17 protein-coding genes are annotated in these 22,759 nt (G+C 33.5%); 7 read left to right on the top strand and 10 right to left on the bottom strand.

Going from position 1 to position 22,759, the window contains the following annotated elements; all coding sequences use genetic code 11:
* Window positions 1-233 precede the first annotated feature (233 nt).
* The 4 genes from ACEW8E_RS15410 (at window position 234) to sppA (ending at window position 5,925) form a co-directional block, all read left to right on the top strand.
* Window positions 234-1,262: an NACHT domain-containing NTPase gene (locus tag ACEW8E_RS15410; protein ID WP_373481243.1), complete on the top strand. Its 1,029-nt coding sequence runs from the start codon at window positions 234-236 to the stop codon at window positions 1,260-1,262.
* An 828-nt stretch (window positions 1,263-2,090) separates the two neighbouring features.
* On the top strand, window positions 2,091-2,924 hold the full coding sequence (locus ACEW8E_RS15405; protein WP_373481242.1) for a photosystem II manganese-stabilizing polypeptide: 834 nt from the start codon (window positions 2,091-2,093) through the stop codon (window positions 2,922-2,924).
* 144 nt (window positions 2,925-3,068) lie between these two features.
* Entirely contained in the window at window positions 3,069-3,953 is an 885-nt protein-coding gene (accD, locus tag ACEW8E_RS15400; protein WP_373481241.1) for an acetyl-CoA carboxylase, carboxyltransferase subunit beta, read from the top strand.
* A 190-nt stretch (window positions 3,954-4,143) separates the two neighbouring features.
* Window positions 4,144-5,925, top strand: a complete 1,782-nt coding sequence (gene sppA / locus ACEW8E_RS15395) for a signal peptide peptidase SppA (protein ID WP_373481240.1) — start codon at window positions 4,144-4,146, stop codon at window positions 5,923-5,925.
* 74 nt (window positions 5,926-5,999) lie between these two features.
* Here sppA and ACEW8E_RS15390 read toward each other — a convergent pair whose 3' ends face one another.
* The 5 genes from ACEW8E_RS15390 to ACEW8E_RS15370 form a co-directional block, all read right to left on the bottom strand.
* Window positions 6,000-7,751 carry a S8 family peptidase gene (locus ACEW8E_RS15390; RefSeq protein WP_373481239.1) on the bottom strand — a complete coding sequence of 584 codons (1,752 nt, stop codon included), beginning with the start codon at window positions 7,749-7,751 and terminating at the stop codon, window positions 6,000-6,002.
* Between the two features lie 103 nt (window positions 7,752-7,854).
* On the bottom strand, window positions 7,855-8,625 hold the full coding sequence (locus ACEW8E_RS15385) for a slipin family protein (RefSeq protein WP_373481238.1): 771 nt from the start codon (window positions 8,623-8,625) through the stop codon (window positions 7,855-7,857).
* Window positions 8,626-8,995: 370 nt separating this feature from the next.
* Complete coding sequence (locus ACEW8E_RS15380) at window positions 8,996-10,279, bottom strand: glutamyl-tRNA reductase (protein WP_373481237.1); 1,284 nt, start codon at window positions 10,277-10,279, stop codon at window positions 8,996-8,998.
* 152 nt (window positions 10,280-10,431) lie between these two features.
* Window positions 10,432-11,961 carry a hypothetical protein gene (locus tag ACEW8E_RS15375; RefSeq protein ID WP_373481236.1) on the bottom strand — a complete coding sequence of 510 codons (1,530 nt, stop codon included), beginning with the start codon at window positions 11,959-11,961 and terminating at the stop codon, window positions 10,432-10,434.
* A gap of 95 nt (window positions 11,962-12,056) precedes the next feature.
* On the bottom strand, window positions 12,057-13,259 hold the full coding sequence (locus tag ACEW8E_RS15370) for an ABC transporter ATP-binding protein (RefSeq protein WP_373481235.1): 1,203 nt from the start codon (window positions 13,257-13,259) through the stop codon (window positions 12,057-12,059).
* Window positions 13,260-13,431: 172 nt separating this feature from the next.
* Here ACEW8E_RS15370 and ACEW8E_RS15365 point away from each other — a divergent pair, with 172 nt between their 5' ends.
* Window positions 13,432-14,418 (top strand): methyltransferase domain-containing protein, encoded by a 987-nt coding sequence (locus ACEW8E_RS15365; protein ID WP_373481234.1) that lies wholly within the window; start codon window positions 13,432-13,434, stop codon window positions 14,416-14,418.
* Between the two features lie 172 nt (window positions 14,419-14,590).
* Window positions 14,591-15,772, top strand: coding sequence for an FAD-dependent monooxygenase (locus tag ACEW8E_RS15360; protein WP_373481233.1), 1,182 nt, complete (start codon window positions 14,591-14,593; stop codon window positions 15,770-15,772).
* Here ACEW8E_RS15360 and ACEW8E_RS15355 read toward each other — a convergent pair.
* The gene (locus ACEW8E_RS15355; protein ID WP_373481232.1) at window positions 15,751-16,332 is read right to left on the bottom strand and encodes an esterase/lipase family protein; all 582 of its coding nucleotides are present in this window, start codon (window positions 16,330-16,332) and stop codon (window positions 15,751-15,753) included. The genes ACEW8E_RS15360 and ACEW8E_RS15355 overlap by 22 nt on opposite strands.
* Window positions 16,333-16,450: 118 nt before the next feature.
* On the opposite strand from ACEW8E_RS15355, the gene ACEW8E_RS15350 reads away from it, so the two are divergent.
* On the top strand, window positions 16,451-16,867 hold the full coding sequence (locus ACEW8E_RS15350; RefSeq protein WP_373481231.1) for a hypothetical protein: 417 nt from the start codon (window positions 16,451-16,453) through the stop codon (window positions 16,865-16,867).
* 108 nt (window positions 16,868-16,975) lie between these two features.
* Here ACEW8E_RS15350 and ACEW8E_RS15345 read toward each other — a convergent pair whose 3' ends face one another.
* The 4 genes from ACEW8E_RS15345 to ACEW8E_RS15330 all read right to left on the bottom strand — a co-directional run bounded on the left by ACEW8E_RS15345 (window position 16,976) and on the right by ACEW8E_RS15330 (window position 22,597).
* On the bottom strand, window positions 16,976-19,384 hold the full coding sequence (locus ACEW8E_RS15345; protein WP_373481230.1) for an HD family phosphohydrolase: 2,409 nt from the start codon (window positions 19,382-19,384) through the stop codon (window positions 16,976-16,978).
* A 482-nt stretch (window positions 19,385-19,866) separates the two neighbouring features.
* The gene (locus tag ACEW8E_RS15340; protein WP_373481229.1) at window positions 19,867-21,939 is read right to left on the bottom strand and encodes a M13 family metallopeptidase; all 2,073 of its coding nucleotides are present in this window, start codon (window positions 21,937-21,939) and stop codon (window positions 19,867-19,869) included.
* Window positions 21,940-22,016: 77 nt separating this feature from the next.
* Window positions 22,017-22,313, bottom strand: a complete 297-nt coding sequence (locus ACEW8E_RS15335; protein WP_373481228.1) for a hypothetical protein — start codon at window positions 22,311-22,313, stop codon at window positions 22,017-22,019.
* Window positions 22,310-22,597 carry a hypothetical protein gene (locus ACEW8E_RS15330; protein WP_373481227.1) on the bottom strand — a complete coding sequence of 96 codons (288 nt, stop codon included), beginning with the start codon at window positions 22,595-22,597 and terminating at the stop codon, window positions 22,310-22,312. The genes ACEW8E_RS15335 and ACEW8E_RS15330 overlap by 4 nt, the downstream gene beginning before the upstream one ends.
* Window positions 22,598-22,759 lie beyond the last annotated feature (162 nt).

Below are 22,759 nucleotides of genomic sequence, written 5' to 3'. Positions count from 1 at the left end.
GGGAAGTAAAGCCTGTGGAGAGTCAAACCAACTTAGTGGCAAGTCTATTAAGGATTCGGTGAAGCAGGAAGTGAACGTCCATCCCATGAAGAGTGGGGATTTACTCTTATGAGTAGATTTGAGTAAGTTTTATAGAGCGGCTAAACTTACTGCTGAGTAAATGGGATGAAACTAGGGGCGTTGAACGGGACGAAGTTTACCGAGGATTTTTATTGCCACAGAAACTGAGATTGTTGAGTCAGCTTGCTGCCGTCACGTTTGAGCAGGGGCAGTACTTCTTTGAGCAAAGGGTGATTGAACAATATATTGAGGACTATCTACGGAATTTGCCTAGTGTAACCTTAGAACCAGAAGAGTTCCAACTCGAAAGCGAGGCAATCTTAAAATCGATCGAGGCTCAACATGGGTTACTGACAGAACGGGCAAGAGGAATCTTTTCCTTCTCGTATCTCGTGTTTCAAGAATATCTCACAGCTCGAAAAATCGTTGCTAGTTATAATCTACGGGCATTAGAACAAGCCCTAGGAGGACTGGTCAGTCACATCAGTGATCCACACTGGCGGGAAGTCTTCTTGTTAACGGCTGCCATGTTACGAAGTGCAGATTCTATGGTACAGTTGATGAAGCAAGAGATTGATGCCTTAGTGGCTCAAGACCCATACTTACAAGAATTTTTGATGTGGGCAAGTGAAAAATCCCAGACGATTCCATCCCAGCCCAAATTTGCAACCTCAAGAGCATTTTATCTTGCCCTTGCTAACTCACCTCATACAGCCGCTAACTTTGCGCTAGCTACCACTCTCGATCAAGGAATGTTTTTAGATGCGGCGTTAGATCACTTGTTGCTAGAGTTTGCCATCGATCATAGTCAAGATTTTGCCTATGTTAATGCTTGTAGTGAGGCTCTCAACAACATTCTGACAATGGTTTTGGATGCGGGATTTTATAAGTCTGTCCAACAATTAAAAGATCAGTTGCCACCTTCTAGTCAAAACCAAGAAATGCTTCGGAAGTGGTGGAAAACGCACTATTGTGCTTGGGTGGAACAGTTAAGGGAAATGATCGCCAAATATCGAAACATTAACCATCCTTGGGAGTTTAGCCCTGAGCAACAGCAAGTACTGCAACGCTACTATGATGCTAATCAACTCCTGATCGATTGCTTAAATAGTAACTGCGAAATCACAAAAGCAATTCGCCAAGAAATTGAAGCCACGTTGCTGTTACCTCAAAAGGAACTAGAAGATCGGGAATGGCAATAAGTGCATAAGTAAAATTATTGATAAAAATATAATAAAGAAAATATAATAAATAAATCGAATAATATTAGAAATAATTTATTGTGACTATGATTTTATATCTAGGCTAAGTTCTGAAACGAAAAAACTGTTACTACGAATTGAAAAAGATAGTAAATATTATCGTACGAGGGAAAGAGCAAAATGTGTTAGGTTAAGCTACGAAAAATACAAGACAGAGCAATTAAAAGAAATAGAGCAAGAAATAATTTTCTACTATAGAACCTATTTGATATTTACGCCTGTAACCCAAATAACAAAAGACTTTGAGGAGATTAAAACATTTCTCCTGAAATCATTACTATATAATCATTCTAAAAAAGATACCAAATGGGTTCTATTGGACTAATGTTAAAAAGATTGACACCTCATATATCTATGATAAGTGCATAAATTTTTATGATTTACACAGTAAAATTACTATATTAACTTTTGCAACAAATACTTAATAAATCTTTATATTTTTTGGTTTTTTTATTTGAACCATACACAATAGATAGTTACTTTTCCTTTGAATTATGGAGGGTTGAAAAATCGGATTTTTTTACTTTTCAAAAAAGAAGTTTTAAACCGTGAATGAAACTATTGTCTATTCTCAATTATCTATTGTCAATTAATAATTAAGCCAAGAAAAGTTTTCAATAAAGACTCTTAATTTGGTAAAGTAGATCACGATAAATCTAACTGTACTTATTCTTTTATATCCTAATCATAAAACAGGAATAGTAATTAGGAGTAAGTAATACTTAAGATTAAAAATTTAAAGACGATTAATTAAAGAGAGGTTAAATTATGAGGTTTCGCAACCTGTTGGTAGCTTTCCTAGTTGTTTGTTTAGGATTCTTGGGCGCTTGTAGCGATGACGTTGCTAAGGCTTATGATCCTAAGTCTATTACCTATGATGAAATTTTGAATACGGGATTAGCTAACAAATGTCCACAAATTTCTGAGTTTACTCGTGGTAATATTACCATTACGGCGGATCAACCTTTGTCTATCCTTGATATGTGTTTAGAACCACAAGAATATTTTGTCAAAGAAGAGCCTACCAATAAAAGACAAAAAGCGGAATTTATTCAAGCTAAACTCTTAACCAGAGATACTGCTAGTCTTGAGCAAATCAGAGGTACTCTTTCTGCTGATGAAAATGGTGTTTTAACTTTAACAGAACTAGATGGAATTGATTTCCAAATTGCTACAGTACAGTTACCCGGTGGAGCTCAAGTACCTTTTTTCTTTACCATTAAAAAATTAGTAGCACAAACTGAACCCGGTTTTACTGCGGTTAATACTTCTGCTGATTTTATTGGTAAGTTTAAAGTACCTTCTTATCGTGGTGCATCTTTCTTAGATCCTAAAGGTCGTGGTTTAACTTCTGGTTATGATAATGCTGTAGCTTTACCTGCTGGAGCTGACAAAACAGAATATACTCGTAATAACATTAAAAATGCTGATTCTTACCAAGGTGAAATCTCTTTACAAATTACTAAAGTTGACCAAGAAACTGGTGAAATTTCAGGAGTATTTGAAAGTGAACAACCTTCTTCCACTGATTTAGGTGCAGAAGATCCTGAAGAAGTCAAAATTCGTGGTATTTTCTATGCTCGTTTAGAACCACAAGTTTAACATTGCTAGAATACTCAAAGATTGGGAGAGGAGGAGATTTTATGTTAATTTTTCTTCTTTCCTTTTCCTTCATTTAATTATTTATTGTTAATTAGACTTTATCAATTATTAATTATTTCTTATTTTTTATTTTTTATTTATAAAATGTCATTATTAGATTGGTTTGATAATTTAAGAAAATCTGAGCCAGAAATAAAACCTCAACAAGAAAGAGAAATTGCTGACGGTTTATGGACAAAATGTCCTGAATGCGGAGTTTTGGCTTATACCAAAGATTTACAAGCTAATAATATGGTTTGTTTAGAATGTCATCATCATCTACGCATTTTTAGTGATGAAAGAATTAATCAGTTAATTGATCCTCACACATGGCAAACTTTAAATCATCATCTTATCCCTACCGATCCTCTTCATTTTCATGATCGTAAAAGCTACGGCGATCGCCTGAAAGAATTACACAGTAAAACCCCTTTAACCGATGCAGTACAAACGGGGACAGGTTTAATTGACGGTTTACCCCTTGCCTTGGGAGTGATGGATTTTCGTTTTATGGGCGGTAGTATGGGATCAGTGGTAGGAGAAAGATTAACTAGATTAATTGAATATGCTACACAAAAAGCCTTTCCAGTGGTGATTATTTGTGCTTCTGGGGGTGCAAGAATGCAGGAAGGAATGTTGAGTTTAATGCAAATGGCGAAGATTTCAGGGGCATTAGAACGTCATAGAGAGAAGAATTTATTATATATTCCCGTGCTTACACATCCCACTACTGGAGGTGTTACAGCAAGTTTTGCCATGTTGGGTGATTTAATCATAGCTGAACCGGGTGCAACCATTGGTTTCGCTGGAAGAAGAGTTATTGAGCAAACTTTGAGAGAAAAATTACCTGATGGTTTTCAAACTTCTGAGTATCTTTTACAACACGGGTTTGTGGATTCTATCGTTTCTCGTACGCAACTAAAAAAAACCTTAGCACATCTTATTAGTTTACATCAACCTTTTTATCCTATCAATGGTCAAGTAAGTTGACGCTAGAGTAAAAAAAGAAAATAATTGCTGATTATGCCTGAGTTAATATAAATATTTTGGCATAATTTTTTGTAAAGATAATCAAAATATTCAAAACATTATTATTAGTCAAAGTCAATCAAATAATGGGGAATAAATTTTAATTTTTCAGTAATTGCTATAATTATTATAGTTTTTTAATGAAGATATTATGAAAAAATTTTTACAACAAACCCTTGCTAGTTTTTTTGGTAGTTTAGCAGGATTATTCTTCTTTTTTATTTTAAGTGGCGGTGGCTTACTGATATTTATTTTAGCTTTATTATTATCAAATAATACTCCAAAAATAGAAAATCAAAGTGCTTTAGTTTTTAATCTAAATAGTCAAATAAATGATTATCAATCCGATGCTAGTTTATCCTCATTAATCGGTAATAATAATGATAGTTTAACCTTAAAAGAAATCACTTCTGCCATCAATAAAGCAGCAAAAGATGATCGTATTAATGCCTTATATTTAGATGGAAGTAAAGGGAATATTATCGCTGGTTATGGTACTTTAACAGAGATCAGAAAGGCATTGGAAAAATTTAAAGCCAGTGGTAAAAAAATAATTGCCTATAATATCTCTCAAGGAGAACAAGATTACTTTTTAACCTCCATTGCTGATGAGATAAATTTAAACCCCATTGGTGGAATGGAGATAAATGGTTTTGCTTCTTCACAATTATTTTTTGCCTCCGCTTTACAAAAATATGGCATTGGTGTACAAGTAATTAGAGTCGGTAAATATAAATCAGCAGTTGAACCTTTTACCCTTGATAATTTTAGTAAAGAAAGTACTATTCAAACATCAGAATTATTAGAAGATTTGTGGGAATCTTATGTAGAAAATATCACAAAAAATCGTCCTTTAAAAACAGGAGAAATTAATAATATTGCTGATAATAAAGGTATTTTACAAGCTCAAGAAGCAAAGGATTTAAAATTAGTTGATCAATTACGTTATGAAGATGAAATAATTAATGAATTAAAAACTATTACTAATAGTAAAGATCAAGATTCTTTTCGTCAAGTGACGATTCAAAATTATTTATTAGCTAATCCATCTACAGAAAATAATGATAAAATTGCTATTCTTTATCTTGAAGGTCAAATTGTGGATGGAGAAGGTAGAATCGGAGAAGTGGGAAGTACTCGCTTTGTGGCAGAAATTAGGAGAATACGCCAAGATAAAAATATAAAAGGAATTGTTGTCAGAGTCAATAGTCCGGGTGGAAGTGCTGTTGCCTCAGAATTAATTTTAAGGGAATTACAATTAACGGTTAAAGAAAAACCTCTGGTAATTTCTATGGGAGATGTGGCAGCATCGGGAGGTTATTGGATAGCCACGGCAGGAGAAAAAATATTTGCGAATAATAACACCATTACGGGTTCAATCGGCGTATTTAATTTATTATTTAATGTAGAAAATATTGCTAAAAATAATGGCATTAATAATGGAGTTGTCAAAACTAATGAATTTGCTAATTTAAGTAATAATTTCAGTCAAAAAACCGAAGCAGAATTAGCGATTTATCAACAAGGTGTAAATAAAATTTATGACTTATTTTTAGAAAGAGTATCGAAAGCGAGAAATTTACCCATTTCTAAGGTAGCAGATATTGCTCAAGGAAGAGTTTGGTCTGGAAAATCTGCACAAAAAATCGGTTTAGTGGATGAAATAGGAGGATTAGATACATCCATTGAATATTTAAACCGAAAACTGGAGTTAAAAAATAATTTTCAAATTGTATCCTATCCAGAAGTTAGAAATTGGCAAGTAGAATTATTAAATAGATTAGGGAATACTCAGATAGAAAATAGTCTTACTGATAAAGAAAAATTAGTAAAAATGATGTGGGAATTAAATACAGAATTAGATTTAACAGAAATTCTTAAAAATCCCCATAAAATTTATACTATTTTGCCTTATAAATTAAATATAAAATAGGAATTATTAATTAGGTTTTTTTGTATTTATATCTTTTACAGAAAACCTAATACTTGATAATTTTTAAGTAAAGGCTAACTAATTGTTTTACTGGCTAAATAGGCTAAATAAAAGCAAATAAAACCATTAATCAATAGGAAAATTTGAGACATTAAACCAACACTAAAACCCCAGACTAAAGGATTAATAAAAGCGTTAATAGTGAGGAAAGAAGCAACACCTAAACTGCAACCAATAGCAACATATTTAAGTTGTGGATGACTTAAAAATAAGACTATTAAAATAACAGGAATTAAGGCACTAGCAAAGAAAGGATTTAAACTATTTGTACCCATTACCACATTACCTAATTCTGGCACAGAACTACCCATTAAACGAAAAGGCCATTGAGGTAAATCAAATATATATAATCCTTGTAGGAAAAATAACCCACTACTGCCTGTAACTAATCCAGTGGCTAAACTTAGGTTAAAGGTAAGATAATTACGCAAAAACCACGCTAATAAATATGAACCTAAAACCATACCTAACTTCGGTAATAAAGTAATTGTACCGCCATCGATCCAAAATCCGGGGTTTAAGTAACCACTATTTTTCAACCATCGCAAAAAATCTCGTGGGGTAATTTGCCCACTTAAAGCTAGTTTAACGGATTTAGCAGCGTCTAATTGTCCCGCACCATAATGATTTAAAGGATCTTTTTCTATTTTACGCGCAGATTTGACCAAAATTTCTCGCACTTCGTCGGGATTTTCGATGCCAGTGGATTTTATTAACGCCGCCACTCCCGCAACGTGAGGAGAAGCCATACTTGTGCCTTGAAAACCAATAAAAGCTGTTTTTTGATTATCTCCAGTGATGGTTTCTTGAATAATTTTACCCGTTTGGCTACCACCGGGTGCGGAAATATCTATCCCAGCGCCAAAATTAGAATAAGGTGCTTTTTCACCGATAGAATCCGTTGCCGCAACGCTAATTACTTCAGGATAACGGGCGGGAAATGAGGCACTATTGCGATTTTCGTTACCTGCGGCGGCAATTATTACCACTCCTTTATCATGGGCGTATTTTATGGCATCACGCATTAATTGACTATCTCCTCCACCACCCAAACTCATGTTGATGACATCGGCTTTGTTATCGGCGGCGAATCTAATGGCTTCTGCTATATCAGCCACACTACCACCACTTACCCCTAATACTTTTAAAGGCATTATTTTCGCTTTATAGGCGATTCCTGCCACTCCATAATTATTATTAGTGGATTGAGCAATTGTACCAGCAACGTGTGTACCATGTCCTACATCGTCTTGAGCATCAACTCTATTATTAACAAAATCATACCCTTCCACAAACTGAGTTTGATCAAAATCTGGTACTTTTGTTACTCCTGTATCAATTACCGCAACGGCTATACCTTCTCCTTTGGTTTCATCCCATGCTTGTTCAATATTTATACTACGCAAGTTCCACTGTTGTGTATAAGCGGGATCGTTTGGTACTTCTAAACTATGATAAATATAATTAGGCTCAATATATTCTACTTCTTTTTTGAGGACAGATTTTCGTAATTTTTTGAGAGAATTTTTATCTCCTTCAACAATATAAACTCTTTCTTCTTCGGAAAAAATACTATTTAAAATCGGTATTTCTTGCACTTTTGAAGCGATAAATTGTAAATTTTTATCTAATGCTGTAATGGGAATATCTTGACGAAAATTAATGATAATAGATTCAAATTCTCCTTGATTTGCTAATCCCTTGAAGTTAAATAAAGCAAACCCTAAACCGATTATAAATATACCTAGTAGTAAAAGTTTTTTCATGGTGATTACGGAGTAGCGACAATGTCACTATTATAAATAGTTTCTATTTAGCTTAACACCTTTTTCAAGACATAATTTATCCTAAAGTAAGAGAGTTATAATTTTATTTGTCTTTATTTTCCTTTGCCAATTTATTAGCCATTTCTTTGGTTAAAGTAATTAATTCTGTAGGAACTAACATTACTGTAGTGGTGTTATTTTCCGCACCAATTTCCGTTAAAGTTTGTAACCTTCTTAATTCTAAAGCAATGGGATTATTACACATTTGTTCACTAGCTTCTGATAACATTAAAGATGCTTCTTTTTCCGCAGATGCTTTAATTACACGCGCTCTTTTTTCTCTTACGGCTTCCGCTTCTTGTGCCATGGCCCGTTGCATGGATTGAGGTATTTCTACATCTTTCATTTCCACTCTTTCGATAACTACACCCCAAGGCTCGGAAATTTCATCCACAATTTCTTGAATTTGAATATTCATTTTATCTCGATTACGCAAAATATCATCAAGAATATTTTTTCCGAGTACATTACGCAAAGTAGTCATAGAGGCTTGATAAACTGCTACTTCATAATTTTCTATTTTATTAATAGCACGATCTGCATCTAATATTCGATAATATAACACAGCGTTTACTTTTACCGTTACGCTATCGGCGGTGATAGTTTCTTGAGATTTTATATCAACGGTTTTCGTACGAATATCAATTTTGGCTTTTTGGTCAACTAATGGTATTGTCCAATATAATCCAGGTCCTTTGATGCTATTCATTCTACCTAGTCGAAAAATTACTCCTCTTTCGTATTCTCGATCAATTTTAAAGCCACTTAAAATAAAGATTGTTAAGGGAATTAGTAGGGTAAAAATAGCTTCCATAGTAAATAAAGATAAAATTTTAGTTTTTTTCAGTAGATTTTAATGGGGAAAAGAAAACTAATTAAGAGAAATTATTTTAGATAAATCTTAACAAAAAATAAATTAAAATTGTAGATTAATAAATCTTGATAATTTTCTCTATTTTCTTCCCCTGAATTAATTATTATTTTGGCTCTTCTAGTTATGATATTTTAGTAGTAAATAATCATTAAAAGTTTTGATATATAATAGGTTTAGAATTTTAAAAATGCAGATGTTATAAATTTACAGTTTTAATTTGACCTAACACCCTTTCCGATAACCTGACACCTTTTTTTAGACATAATTTATCACAACCAGAAGTAAGAGAGCCATTATTTTTATAATTTTTTTAACCAAATTGTTCTGTAATTTCGAGATTAAATAAAGTTTGTAAAGTTTGTAAAGCCTTACGTCTGGCTTCTATATCCTGTTGTGCTCTTAATTGCACCATAGGATCATGTAAAATTTTATTAACAATACCTCTAGTTAAGGCTTCGATAACTTCTTGATGTTTTTCAGCAAATTCTGAGCCTAATCTTGATAATGCTTTTTCTAATTCTTGTTCTCTAATTTCTTCAATTTTACTCCGCAAACAGCTAATAGTTGGCACTGTTTCTAAAGATTGCCACCACAATTCAAAAGCCTCGATTTCTTCTTCTAATAAAACTTCTGCTTCTCTTGCCATTTCTCGACGACTAGCTTGATTTTGGGCAACTACCGCTTTTAAGTCATCTACGTTATAGGAGACAATAAAATCTAATTCCGTTACATCACTAGAAACATTACGAGGTACAGAAATATCTACTAACATGATACATTGAGATACTTCTAAGGGACATAGATTCGTTTTATGGAGAATCGGTTGAGTTGCTCCCGTACTTGTAAATACGATGTCTGACTGACTTACTACCATCATCATCTCTTCTAGGGAATGGAGTTGTAAGTTGACTAGAGGAAATTGTTTGGCTAACTCTTGCGATCGACTAACAGAACGATTTACAATGGCAATGTTAGAAACACCTTTTGAAGCGAGATGTTGCACTAATAATCGAGACATTTTTCCTGCACCGATAATACATACTTTCTGAGAGCATAAATTCTCTATCTTAGTATCTACTAATTCCACTGCGGCAGAACTAATCGACACAGCACCCGTACCGATATTTGTTTCTGTGCGCACTCTTTTTCCAGCGCTAATGGCTTGTTTAAATAGTCTATCAAGTAATCGACTCATACCCTGATATTTGGTAGCTAATTTATGGGTATTTCTGACTTGGGCTAAGATTTGTCCTTCACCTAATACAAGGCTTTCTAACCCCGAAGAAACTCGCATTAGGTGACGAATGGCATCTTGATGTAAAAGTATAAATAAATGTTTTCTTAATTGTTGTAGGGGAATATGACCAATTTCCGATAAAAACTGACTAATTTCCGTGACTCCTTGTTCAGTTTCTTTAACAACCGCATAAATTTCTAATCGGTTACAAGTACTCATAATTCCCACTTCCTCCACATGAGGATAAGTAAGAAGATGATGGATAGATTCTTCAATTTTATTTTCAGGAATACTTAATTTTTCTCGAACTTCAACGGCGGCGGTTTTATGGGATAGACCAACTACAATAATATTCATTTGCTAATTTTAAATGTAAATAAATTGGTAACAATAAAAATGCTTTTTAAACAATTCTAATCATTACTGATGTTGCTGTGTTTGGCAATTTTTACTTTACCTTTTGCAATAAAACTTCATTAATAATTAAGAAGTATGATTTATTACTTATTTTAAGGACTCCATTGGGGTTTAAAACCAGCGATGGGCAATTCTTCTAGTTGTGCTTGAGGAGATTCACTACTTGGTAAGACTAAAAGCCACAATCGACTACTTAAGATTAATTCGGCGGAATCTGTGAGTAAATCATCATCGGGTAAAGCCGTTTTTAAGGAGTTTTGAGGTACATCATTTTCGGTAATTAATTGATCAAATAATATCCCAAATCCGTCAGGTGCAAGACTAATTTTCATATCTTGAAATTTCGGTAAAGCTAATAAAGGAATCACATCTCCTGATGAAATATCAAGAGCCACAAAATAAGGTTTTTCCTGAAATTCTGTTTCGGTTTGTGTTAATTCTGTTAATAAACAAAATAGTTGTTTGCCATTACTATTAAATTTACAGTCAATAATCGATCCTTCTATGTTAATTAATTCTTTTTCTAACCCTTGATTATTCACATAAAATAATGATCGAGTATAACGTAATTTAGGATCATCTTTATTAAAATTAATCATTGCCGCACTGTTTCCGTCAGGGGAAAATGTTAATACTTGACCATATTTTGGTAAAAAGTTGATGGATTGCTTATTTTCTTCCTCAACTATAGGTATAATCGCTATTCCTTCTCCTTGCGCGATGGCAATGGCTTGTCTATCAGGAGTAACAATAAAATCACCTCCTTGAGTATTAAGTCTTTGAGGAATTTTACCCGGTTCAATTTTCCATAAATCAAAGTCTGTGGGATCATCATTTTTGCTTCTTTGAACAATTATAATATCACCATTTTTTCCTGCTAAATCAAATTTATTATTCTGATATTCTTCCCCGTCTAATATTAAGTTTAATTGACTGGGTATTTTTGTTGTTAAATCATTAGATAAACCAGTGGTAACTTCATATAAATCTAATTTTTTAAAATCATTTTGTTTTTTTCTTTCATCTACTGCAGAAAAGATTATTTTTTCCGTATTTGGTGTAAATTTAAAATCCACAACGGTTAAATGATCAGGGGTAAGAATAGTTTTATTTTGTTTTGTAGAATTATTGAGAATTAGTCGCCCACTTTCTTCTTCTTGACTACCAATATAAGCAAATGCACGATCTCGACTTTGAAATTCAGCGATAAAAGGTTCTATTTTTGCTCCTAATTTTTCTCTACCTCTAAATTTTTCCCTAGCATTTTTTAGAGATAAACGATAATTTTTACCATAAGTAATAGTTTTATTTAAAGTATAAACTAACCGTTTTCCTGACCAACTAATTTTACCATCTAAAGGAGGCTCAAGTTCTAAATTTTCTTCGATACTTTCATGGGACATCGGGCGATCAAAAGTAAGAGAAAAACCTTGATCTTTTCTGCTAATTTTTTGATCTTGCCAACTAAATTCTTTTACTTGAGGATGAGTTCTAAATATACATTTATTCTGGTCACAAATTCTACTACCGCCGATTAAAGTTACGATTATAAAACTAAGAATAGCAATAAATATTAAACAAATTTTATCTATTGGTTCTCTAAAAATATTAGTTTTAATCATAGTTTTAATTTCTCATTTATTTGTTGCTTTTTTAGTCGTAAATTTGAATAAATATTTTATATTCAAACTTTTCTTTATCAATTTTAGATCATAGTTTAAATTTTCTTTATATTTCTTTCTTGATAGTAGTCAAAAAAGCTAACTTTATCTAATTTAATCCTTAAATTTAGTTTATCTCCTCTTTTTATCATCTCATCTGTAAATAGTTTTACTTGTAAATTTTCTTCCTTATTATCTTCTAAATTGACTGTTAAAATCAACTCGTTTCCTAAGGCTTCTACCAAGTTAACTATCACGGGAATTGTTGAGGATGAAGCCTCTGATAATTCAAAATATTCAGGACGAATTCCTAACCAAATTTTTTCATAATTATATTCTTGAAAAATCTCTTGCCATAGTGTTGGTAAAGCTACTTTAAAATGAGAATGGATAATTAAATCTGGTTTTTGATAATTGACTTCCAAAAAATTCATGGGCGGACTACCAATAAATTGCGCTACAAATTTATTAACTGGATGTCTATATATCTCTAAAGGTGTGGCTAATTGTTGTATTTCTCCTTGATTCATTATGGCAATGCGATCGCCCATAGTCATAGCTTCTATTTGATCATGAGTTACATAAATAGTTGTTACCCCTAATTCTTTTTGTAACTTAACGATTTGTCCTCGTGTTTCGGTTCTCAATTTTGCATCTAAATTTGATAAAGGCTCGTCCATTAAAAATACATGAGGATTACGAGCAATGGCTCTTCCTAAGGCAACTCGTTGTTTTTGCCCTCCTGATAGTTGTTTCGGTAAACGGTTTAATAAATGTTCTATCTGCAACATATGAGCAACTTTACTCACTTTTTTGTTAATTTCTTTCTCATTGTCGGAATAATAACGCCATTTTTCAGGTAATTTCGCCGTAACGGCAGTCAAAATTTTATCCAACGGTTTCGAAGGCATTTGTTGATTCATCCGCCGTAAACCAAAGGCAATGTTATCATAAACACTCAAATGGGGATATAAAGCGTAATTTTGAAACACCATCGCTATATCTCTCAACTTCGGTGGTAAATCATTGACTATGCGATCGCCAATTAAAATTTTTCCTGCGGTAATCTCCTCTAAACCAGCAATTAAACGTAATAAAGTACTTTTGCCACAGCCAGAAGGGCCAACTAAAACCATAAATTCCCCTTCTTGAATTTCAAGATTAATACCTTTTAATACATGGGTAGAAGTAGCAGAATTTTGTTCAACATCAGGAGGATTCGCCACTATTCCCACCCCCACAGAAAGAGAGGGAGACAACTTACTTACAGACGAAATATAAGTTTTGTAGAGATTGTCAATAATAACCTGCGCCAAAACGAGAATTACCTTAATGAAACAACATAAGCCAAAATTATAACAAAAAATTAACAATTGGCAATTAACAATGATAATATAAAAGAATTGTAAACAAATATTAAGGCTTATATTAATGAATTTATATTACTTTTTAGGGATATTAACGATACTTTTAGTCGTGGGAATAATGGTTTATTTAGCCACTCCTCGCAGTTTTGAATCTCCCGAAACCGTAGCAAATTCCTATGATGAATGGACTGATGACGGTATTTTAGAATTTTATTGGGGCGAACATATCCACTTAGGACATTATGGCGCACCTGTGAGAAAAAAAGACTTTTTAGAAGCCAAAGCCGATTTTGTCCATGAAATGGTTAAATGGGGAGGATTAGATAAATTGCCTCGTGGTACGACCGTCTTAGATGTAGGTTGCGGTATTGGTGGCAGTACCCGTATTTTAGCCAAAAATTATGGATTTGAAGCCACAGGAATCACCATTAGCCCAAAACAAGTACAACGAGCTACAGAATTAACCCCCGAAGGCGTTACCGCTAAATTTCAGGTTGATAATGCCCTTAATTTATCTTTTCCTGATAATAGTTTTGATGTAGTGTGGTCTATTGAAGCTGGTCCTCATATGCCCGATAAAGCTAAATATGCTCAAGAAATGATGCGAGTTTTAAAACCGGGCGGTATTTTAGTTGTAGCTGACTGGAATCAAAGAGACGATCGCCAAATTCCTCTAAACGGTTGGGAAAAAGTTGTGATGCGTCAATTACTCGATCAATGGTCACATCCTTCCTTTTCTAGTATTGAAGGCTTTTCAGAACAAATTGCGGAAACAGGGCTAGTAGAGGGCGAAGTAATGACCGCAGATTGGACTCAAGAAACCTTACCCTCTTGGTTAGAATCTATTTGGCAAGGTATCGTCAAACCCGAAGGTTTAATCCGTTTTGGTTTTTCTGGGTTTATAAAATCTTTGCGAGAAGTACCAACTATGTTATTAATGCGTATTGGTTTTGGTGCTGGTTTATGTCGTTTCGGAATGTTTCGGGCGGTTAAATCTGAATCTACCACTACTGTCAAAACAACGGATACCGCAGAAGTAGTAAATGTTTAGCAAGTAATCTTCTCAAATTGTGGGCAATGCCCACCCTACATTTTTTTATATTTGATTTGATTAAAAACTTTTCTCTTATCGTCATAGTTCTTGATAGTAAAGGCTTTAGTCTTTGTTTTGATAATTGTAGTTGATAATTATTACTTATTTCTTCATCTTTACAACTTATGAAATGAAAAAAATCTCTATCATCGGCGGCGGTATTGGTGGTTTAACCCTCGCCCTTGCTTTACAACAAAAAGCCATTGATTTTCAATTATACGAACAAGCTAATTCCTTTGAGGCGTTGGGATACGGGCTTCAATTAAGTCCAAATGTGGTTAGAATTTTTCGTAAATTAGGCATCCAAAACCAGTTAGCCACAATTTCTCATCGTTGTTTAGGTTTTGAGTTACGTTCTTTTGATACCGATGGCATTTTAGCACAATGGAAGTTAAAAAGTGATGTGCCTTACTATCAATGTCGTAGATCTGATTTACATCAATTATTATTTAATTCCCTTGAAGATCATAGTAACATTAATTTTTCTCAACCTTTAGAAAGTTATCAACAAGAAGATAATCAAGTAGTTTTAAACTTTAAAGACAAAGAAACTATCACGACACAAGCCTTAATTGGTGCTGATGGTGTTCGTTCTGTAATTAGAAAAACTATATTTCCTGAATATAAAGCCGAATATGCTGGTTATGCCGCCTATAGAGTAATTTTACCCTTTAAAGATGATTATAAGTCACTATGGGGAAAAGCAACAGTGTGGATGGGGGAAAATCATCACGTTGTGGCTTATCCTAACGGTAAAGGAGGGCAAAAAATATCTTGGCTTAATTTAGTTTTAGTGATAAAAGATAGTAATTGGCAAGAGCAAAGTTGGACAATTCCAGCAGATAAACAAGAAATAGCCAGAAATTTTACTAATAAATCCGCACTTTTAAATAACATTTTAGAAGATTTGGTCAATAATAATGAACCTTGCTATAAATGGGGTTTATTCATTCATCAACCTTTACCTTATTGGTCACAAGGTAGAGTAACATTATTAGGAGATGCAGCTCATCCCATGTTACCATTTCAAGCTCAAGGGGCAGCAATGGCTATGGAAGATGCTTATATTTTAGCTCAATGTATTGCTGAAAAAGAAGACATTAAAACTGCTTTGATAAAATATCAACAATTACGGCTAAAACGTACAGCAAAAGTACAGCAAACATCAAAAAATAACGCCCAAATTTTCCACGCTACAGGAATAAAAGCCATGGTGAGAGATTTAGGATTAGGTTTAATTTCCTCTGTAAATGGTGATTTACTCAATCAAAAAACTGCTTGGATTTATAACTATGATGTCTCCAAAAATTGATCAATTTCTCGGAAAACTTTTTCATCTCGTAACATCCATTTATGAGTTAAGACAGGAAAACTAACTTCTATTCCTATACCTAAAAGTGAACTATTAGCAGGAATAATCATCATATCAAAAGGAGTCCAAATAATTAAACATTTAATTTTATTTAAACTCTCTTTTACATCAGTATTTAAGTCTCGTAAAAAGTCGCTATCTGGACACATTTGTTTAATACCTTTTAAGGGTAAAAAATAAGCTAAGTTAGTACCATTATTAGGAGCAGAAATGTTAATATATTTTTCAACTTTTTCCGTGCCATTTAATCGTTGTAAATAGTAACGAGTAACTAATCCTCCCATACTAAAACCCAGTAAAATTATTTTTTCTTCCGTAGTAAATTGATTATCAATATATTCCTTAACTTGCTGTGCTAAATCTCTTAAATCTGCTGTGCCAAGGTTAGGAATTAAATCAATGGTATAGGTTTTATAGCCTTTTTTTTGAAAATAAGATGTCATGATTTCAAATACTTTTCCTGTATCAGTAATTCCATGAACCATTAAAATAGATTTCATAAAGGATAATTATTTTTAGAAGTCTTAAGATCAATAATCGGTTTTCAGGTATAGTAAGATTTACAGATTTATTTTTTTATCTTAAATTATTCACTCAATTAATAGGAGATACATAGTAATGGGTAAAAAATCAATTATTTTTAGTGAATTAAAAAGATTAGATAAAAAACAATCACTTTTAAAACATGACGAAAAAAGGATGTCAAAAGTTTTAGAAAATTTCCTGCAACCCTATATACATTTAACCTCTAATTTTGTGGAAAAAGAAAAATTATTTACTTTAGGGGTTATCGCTTGGAATGCTTCTTTATATCCTGAGTCCGAAAGAGCTGATATAATTAATTTATTATTTTCTCAAGAGGTTATCGGCGATGACAGTAATGTACAAGATGAATTAACTGATATTATAACTGGTTTAATTGACCGTAAATTGAATTTATTTGCCGATTATCAACGATTAATTGTCGATTTTAAATTAGAAGAAATTGGGCAACTTTATCATTTATCTGTTACTTCTCAAGAAAAAACCTCATAATTCATAACTCCTAACTCCTAACTCCTATCTCCTAACTCCTATCTCCTAACTCCTAACTCCTAACTCCTAACTCCTAACTCCTAACTCCTATCTCCTATCTCCTATCTCCTAACTATTATTACTGCTTCTCATTTCTAATGCTCCTTTAGGATAAGCTATTCTTTGATGGTTGAATTGTTGCCAAACATTGACAAATACTTCCGCAATTATCGGTAACTCTTCATATTTTATACCACAATCATCTAGTTGATGATCTCGCCAACGGGCTTTAAAAATCTTGTTAACCATTGCCATAGCTTGATCTGGCGTTGCATCTTTAAGCGATCGCAAAGCAGCTTCACAACCATCTGCTAACATAACAATACCAGTTTCTCTCGATTGAGGAATAGGTCCATCATAACTAAAAAGAGTATCATCAATGTCATGGATATTTTTACCTTCTCCTTCGGCTTGAGTTTTGGCTTGATAGTAAAAATAAGAAATTAATAATGTGCCTTGATGTTGAGGAATAAAATCTTGAATGGCTTGAGGTAAACCACATTTTTTAGCCATGACAATACCCTCACTGACGTGTTTTTTGATAATTTCGGCACTTTCATAAGGATTACTAATCATATCATGTTTATTCGGTCCGCCCATCTGATTTTCAATAAAACCCAGAGGATCGTGCATTTTACCTATATCATGATATAATGTACCTGCTCTAACTAACTCTACATTACAATGAAGATGACGAGCGGCTGCTTCTGCTAAACTAGCCACAAACATAGTATGTTGAAAAGTACCGGGTGCTTCAGTGGCTAATCTCTTTAAAAGTGGGCGATTAGTGTTAGATAATTCTGCTAGACGTATAGGAGTAATTAAGTCAAAAAATCTTTCTAAATAAGGAGAAATACCTAAAGCTAAAACGCTATAAGTAAAACCTACTGTACCATGCCATATTGCACTAGGTAAAATAGCATACCATACTGTACCTAGTGTAGCACTACCGATTAAATGAATAATAAAGTAAGCACTTCCTTGAGTAAATCCCACTCCTGCACCTAATAAGGCTAATTCCTCCCTAGAATGAAGACGACTAGCCATCAAAGACGCTAATAATCCTCCTGCAAAAGAAGATATGACATATTCCCAACCAATAGCTTCCGTTTGAAAAAGAGTTAATCCAGTCATAATTATAAGATTACTTACGGCTACAGTTGGGCCATAAAAGCTACTCACTAAAAATCCCACCGCAGGTAAAGAATTATAACCCACATCAAAAATATTAATTATGGGAGTAGAAATACTCAATAAAAACAAAAGTACTTGATCTCGTCTTCTTAATCTACCTTTTACCTTATGGGTGATGGTGATAAAAGTAATTAAAGATATCGATACTAGAATCCCAGATACGACAATCCCATTGAAATTAACACTTCTACGACTTAAGCCAAAGTTATCTAATAAAACAAAATCTCCTTGAGTAATTTTTTCCCCAACATCGACAATTACTTCTCCTTGACTAATAGTAACAACCACAGGTTGTATTGCTAGAGCTGCTTTTTCCGCTCTTGTTTTAGTTTCTTCTTCATCAATGATAAGATTGGACTCTAAGTTATGGATGATTAAGTTTACGGCTATATTTTTAATGGGAGGCGATATTTTATTCTCAAGGTGAATTTCTGTGGCTTTAAGTTTAATATCTTCAGGTAATCCCGTAGAAATTCCCAAAGCTAACATTTGTCTGACGGTTTGACTAATTTCTTTTTTTGCTTGTTGCCAAGTTTTATTGTCAATATTCCATAAAAGTCTTTTTTCTTCATCCTCGATATTACCAATTTTTAATTCATTTATTTGAGTGGAAAAACTTTGATAAATGTCTCTGTTTTTTTCTAGTTGATTAAGTAAATTTTCAAAATCTTTAGCATTAACTAACTTTTGATAGGTTAATAATTCTTTGACAATATTATTTTCTGTTAAAGATAAAGATTCATCAACGGTGATAGAAGAAGTTTTGAGTTTGACAAGAATTTTTTGCCACTGGGAAGTTGATAAAGAATGTAAAGATTTTTGGGATGATGATGATAAAATATTGGAATTTACAAAGGTTATTTTATTAACTAAACTACGAATATTATCTATTTGTTCGAGTTTATTATCGATTTTTGTTTGTGTCTTTAATGTTAAACTTACATCTTGTTTTAACATGGGTAATAAACCACTGCGAGTTTTTTTTCGCAATTCTTCGGTGGTGTAATTATCAATAAAATCACCATCCCTAGGCGCAATAATTTTTGTAGGGGAAATTGTGCCAACGGCTAATTCTGGTTGATTATAAAAGCGATAACTAATTAATCCTGTCAACGTTGTTACGGATAATAATATTATTGCTGGAGAATGAATTTTACATATCCATTGAAATAATATTGATTTATCTTTATGACTATGGTGAGAAGAATTACTCAAAATGTGGTGATGATTATCTTTATGTTGCCAATTTTGAAAAGTTTTACGGATTAACTCTAACGTATTCATATTAAATTATTTGAACCCTAAAGAAAAATCATACAAAGTAAATAACCCTTAAAAAGGGAATCCCACCAATTAGATACATTTAAAATTTTCGTTATTGTCAATGTAATCGTCAAAATATTGTAAGAATGTGATAATACCTCTCTTTTTGTTATTATACTTTATTTATCTAATCTTCTAATTTTGAGCATTTTTTAGTGTTTTTTCTTTTTCAAACAATAGAATTTAGGGTTAGATAACTGTAGTGGTGAATCCTGACGTTTTTGGACAAAATCTGACATTTAATTTCAAATTTTTTAGTAATTAATTTTATAGAGGTAATGCAAGGCAAGGAGGTTGAATCCCTTATTAAACCTTATTACTTTTGTTTCTTAAAGTAATCGCTATAATTATAAACAATATTACTGTAATGCCCTTATACAACCTGAGTTCGATATTAAAAACCTTTTAGAATAAAGGCGATTGAGTAATAAGTTTATTTTTAGTTACCAAATATTGATAATATCAGCCTCATCTTTATCCATACGATCGCCTTTTTTAATATTAAAAGCGGGGAAAAATTCAGGAGTATTAACTAACGAACCTGTTACCCGAAATTCTGAAGGTGGATGAGCATCACCAAGAACTACTAAGCGTAATATTTCAGGTCGCCATTGAGATTTCCACACCTGAGCCCAAGAAATAAAACACCGTTGGGAAGAAGTATAACCTTCAATTTTCTCAGTTTTTTGAGCATCGGTTAAACTGCGTTGTAAGGCACTGTGAGCGATGTTAATTCCCCCTAAATCGGCGATATTTTCCCCTAAAGATAATTTTCCATTGATGAATAAATTAGGGAGAGGCTCATATTTATTATATTGTTCCACTAACTTATTTGCTCTTTCATCAAACTTTTTAGCATCTTCTGCTGTCCACCAATCCTTGAGATTACCATCAGCATCAAAAGTACGACCTTGACGATCAAAACCGTGGGTTATTTCGTGGGCAATGACACCACCGATCGCACAATAGTTCACCGCATCATCAAAACTAGCATCAAAGAAAGGAGCTTGTAGGATACCAGCAGGAATTTCGATACTATTAATATTAGGGCTATATCCAGCATTTACTTCTGTCGGACTCGTGACTCCCAAAAAAGGCTCAAAAACAGGAGGTTTATTTAATTTTGCCAAATCTCGGCGAGTATCCCATTCACCGATGCGCAACAAGTTCCCGATAAAATCATCGGCTTTGATGTCAACACTGGAATAGTCCACCCATTCATTTTCGTCGGGATAGGCTACATAGGCTTTCATTTTGTCCAATTTATCGATCGCTTTTTGACGAGTTTCGGCACTCATCCACTCATTTTCTTGTAAACGTAATCGAAATTCCGCCCTGATATTTTCTACCATTTTTTCAGCTTTAGCCTTATCACTGGCGGGGAAATATTCCGCTACATAAAGTTGAGCCGTAGGATGTGACAATACTTTTCTCACCACTTCAGCAATTTTTTTATCGAGGGGTTTTTGTTGTTTTGCCCCTGTCATCACTGTACCCTCAAAGTCAAAATCTTCTTGCACAAAGTCTTCACTCAGATAGGCTGCCGTACTACTCAATAACCGCCAACGAAGGTAAGTTTTCCAATCCTCAAGGGATTTTTCTTTCATTAGCTGATTCACCATCGCCATATATTTAGGCTGTCTGACAACAACTTCTTTTAATCCTGATAAGCCCATTTCTTGAAAATAAATATCCCAATTAATATTCGGATTTTCAGTTTTCAGTTGAGTTACGGACTTTTTATTATATGTCAAAGATGGGTTATTGCCTTCGGCGGGGGTTAATTTACTCTCCGCTAAAGCCGTTTCTATGCTGAAAATAGTCTGGGCTTGACTTTTAGCTTGATCAGGTTTATCTCCCACAAGGGTAAAGATTTTAGCGATATGGGTAACATAAGCATCTCTTTGTTTACTATAGTCTGCACTGGAATAAAAATCCTTTTGCTGAGGTATCACAGGTGCAACATACAAGGCATTAACTTTGGAATTTTTAAAATCCGTAGAAACTCCCACCCCAAACACAGACACAATACCTTTTAAACTATGATTTGCCATCACGGTTATTAATTCTTCGGGGGTTGATATGGCTTCAATTTGAGTTAAAGCTGGTTGAATGGGGGCAATACCTAATTTATTGCGTAATTCCAAATTCATCCCTGATAAATATAAATCTCCTACCTGTTGAGTAATGCTTCCTTTAGGGGCGTTAGCACTTTTACCATAGGCTTGAGTGATGATTTGTAATAATCTTTGATCTCGGAGGGATTCTACATCAGTAAAACTGTCAACTCGAATATTATCATCGGGGATAACGGCATTTTTTAACCAGTTACCATTAGCGAATTGATAAAAATTATCTTGAGGTTTAACGGATGTATCAATATTTTTGACAGAAAAACCTTTTTCTTGGGTTACGGAGGAAGATTGACTAAAACTAGGGGCTTGTGTAGCCAAAATACTTAAAACGGTAACGAGGGGAATGGATAAAAAACGGTGAGAAAATTTCATAAAAGTCATAAAGGGATGATAATGATTACTTATAATTGTCTCTACTTTCCTTAAACAGAGATAAAATATGAGACAAATATTTATTTTTATTTTTTAGCACAACGATCGCTAGAATTGTAAACAATGCTACTGAAACGTCCTTCTACTGTACCCACCTCTACACAGTAACCTGTAGCATTTTCGGTGTAATAAGAACTTTTACCACCTTCAAAAGTGACAGTGTTACGATAGGTATAACCTCTGGATACTAATGTATTTTCTGCTTGTCCTGCTCTTGCATCCACTAAATCTTCTAAAGCGGGAGGAGTGGTACTAATTAAATTTTCTGGTGTTTCGTCATGTTTTCCTTTAGGATTCTGACTAACAGGAGTTTTTTCATTCAACTCAACAGATGATACCGTGTGATCGATGGTGTTAACCCGACATTCGGCAGTTTCTCCCGTTTTTTTTTCTTCATCAACAAAGTTGTAGCACCACTTTCAGCACTAACAGGTCCAACACTCTCAATAACTACGTTAAAAACACTTACTCCGAATTCTTCGGCAGTTCTTGCCACACAAGCCCCTCTTGATTTTTGAGGAATAGCTTGGGCTGTGAGAGGATTAGCAACAATAAAGGCAGTAGCGACAATCGCACTTGTTGTTAAAAATTTTGTAAATTGGCTCATGAAATTCAATCCTTAAATTAATTAATTACTTTTAAGTGTTAAAGACTCCGAAATTATAACAACGATAGAGATTAACATGATTAAGTTAATTGTAAATTTTTATTCCCAGTAGCAACAGGTTGAATCTCGACAATTTATGATCGGTCGTATTAATTCTAGTTT

The sequence above is a fragment of the Geminocystis sp. genome (assembly GCF_041753295.1).
In the GTDB taxonomy this organism is placed as follows: Bacteria; Cyanobacteriota; Cyanobacteriia; order Cyanobacteriales; family Cyanobacteriaceae; genus Geminocystis.
Note: the sequence above shows the minus strand (reverse complement) of the source record. Positions and strands in the feature narration are given on the sequence as shown.

Bases quoted from the DNA above. Each gene is read 5' to 3' on its own strand.
- ACEW8E_RS15405 (WP_373481242.1), top strand. From the start codon at position 2,091: ATGAGGTTTCGCAACCTGTTGGTAGCTTTCCTAGTTGTTTGTTTAGGA.
- accD (WP_373481241.1), top strand. From the start codon at position 3,069: ATGTCATTATTAGATTGGTTTGATAATTTAAGAAAATCTGAGCCAGAA.
- sppA (WP_373481240.1), top strand. From the start codon at position 4,144: ATGAAAAAATTTTTACAACAAACCCTTGCTAGTTTTTTTGGTAGTTTA.
- ACEW8E_RS15390 (WP_373481239.1), bottom strand. From the start codon at position 7,751: ATGAAAAAACTTTTACTACTAGGTATATTTATAATCGGTTTAGGGTTT.
- ACEW8E_RS15385 (WP_373481238.1), bottom strand. From the start codon at position 8,625: ATGGAAGCTATTTTTACCCTACTAATTCCCTTAACAATCTTTATTTTA.
- ACEW8E_RS15380 (WP_373481237.1), bottom strand. From the start codon at position 10,279: ATGAATATTATTGTAGTTGGTCTATCCCATAAAACCGCCGCCGTTGAA.
- ACEW8E_RS15375 (WP_373481236.1), bottom strand. From the start codon at position 11,961: ATGATTAAAACTAATATTTTTAGAGAACCAATAGATAAAATTTGTTTA.
- ACEW8E_RS15365 (WP_373481234.1), top strand. From the start codon at position 13,432: ATGAATTTATATTACTTTTTAGGGATATTAACGATACTTTTAGTCGTG.
- ACEW8E_RS15360 (WP_373481233.1), top strand. From the start codon at position 14,591: ATGAAAAAAATCTCTATCATCGGCGGCGGTATTGGTGGTTTAACCCTC.
- ACEW8E_RS15355 (WP_373481232.1), bottom strand. From the start codon at position 16,332: ATGAAATCTATTTTAATGGTTCATGGAATTACTGATACAGGAAAAGTA.
- ACEW8E_RS15350 (WP_373481231.1), top strand. From the start codon at position 16,451: ATGGGTAAAAAATCAATTATTTTTAGTGAATTAAAAAGATTAGATAAA.
- ACEW8E_RS15345 (WP_373481230.1), bottom strand. From the start codon at position 19,384: ATGAATACGTTAGAGTTAATCCGTAAAACTTTTCAAAATTGGCAACAT.
- ACEW8E_RS15340 (WP_373481229.1), bottom strand. From the start codon at position 21,939: ATGACTTTTATGAAATTTTCTCACCGTTTTTTATCCATTCCCCTCGTT.
- ACEW8E_RS15330 (WP_373481227.1), bottom strand. From the start codon at position 22,597: ATGAGCCAATTTACAAAATTTTTAACAACAAGTGCGATTGTCGCTACT.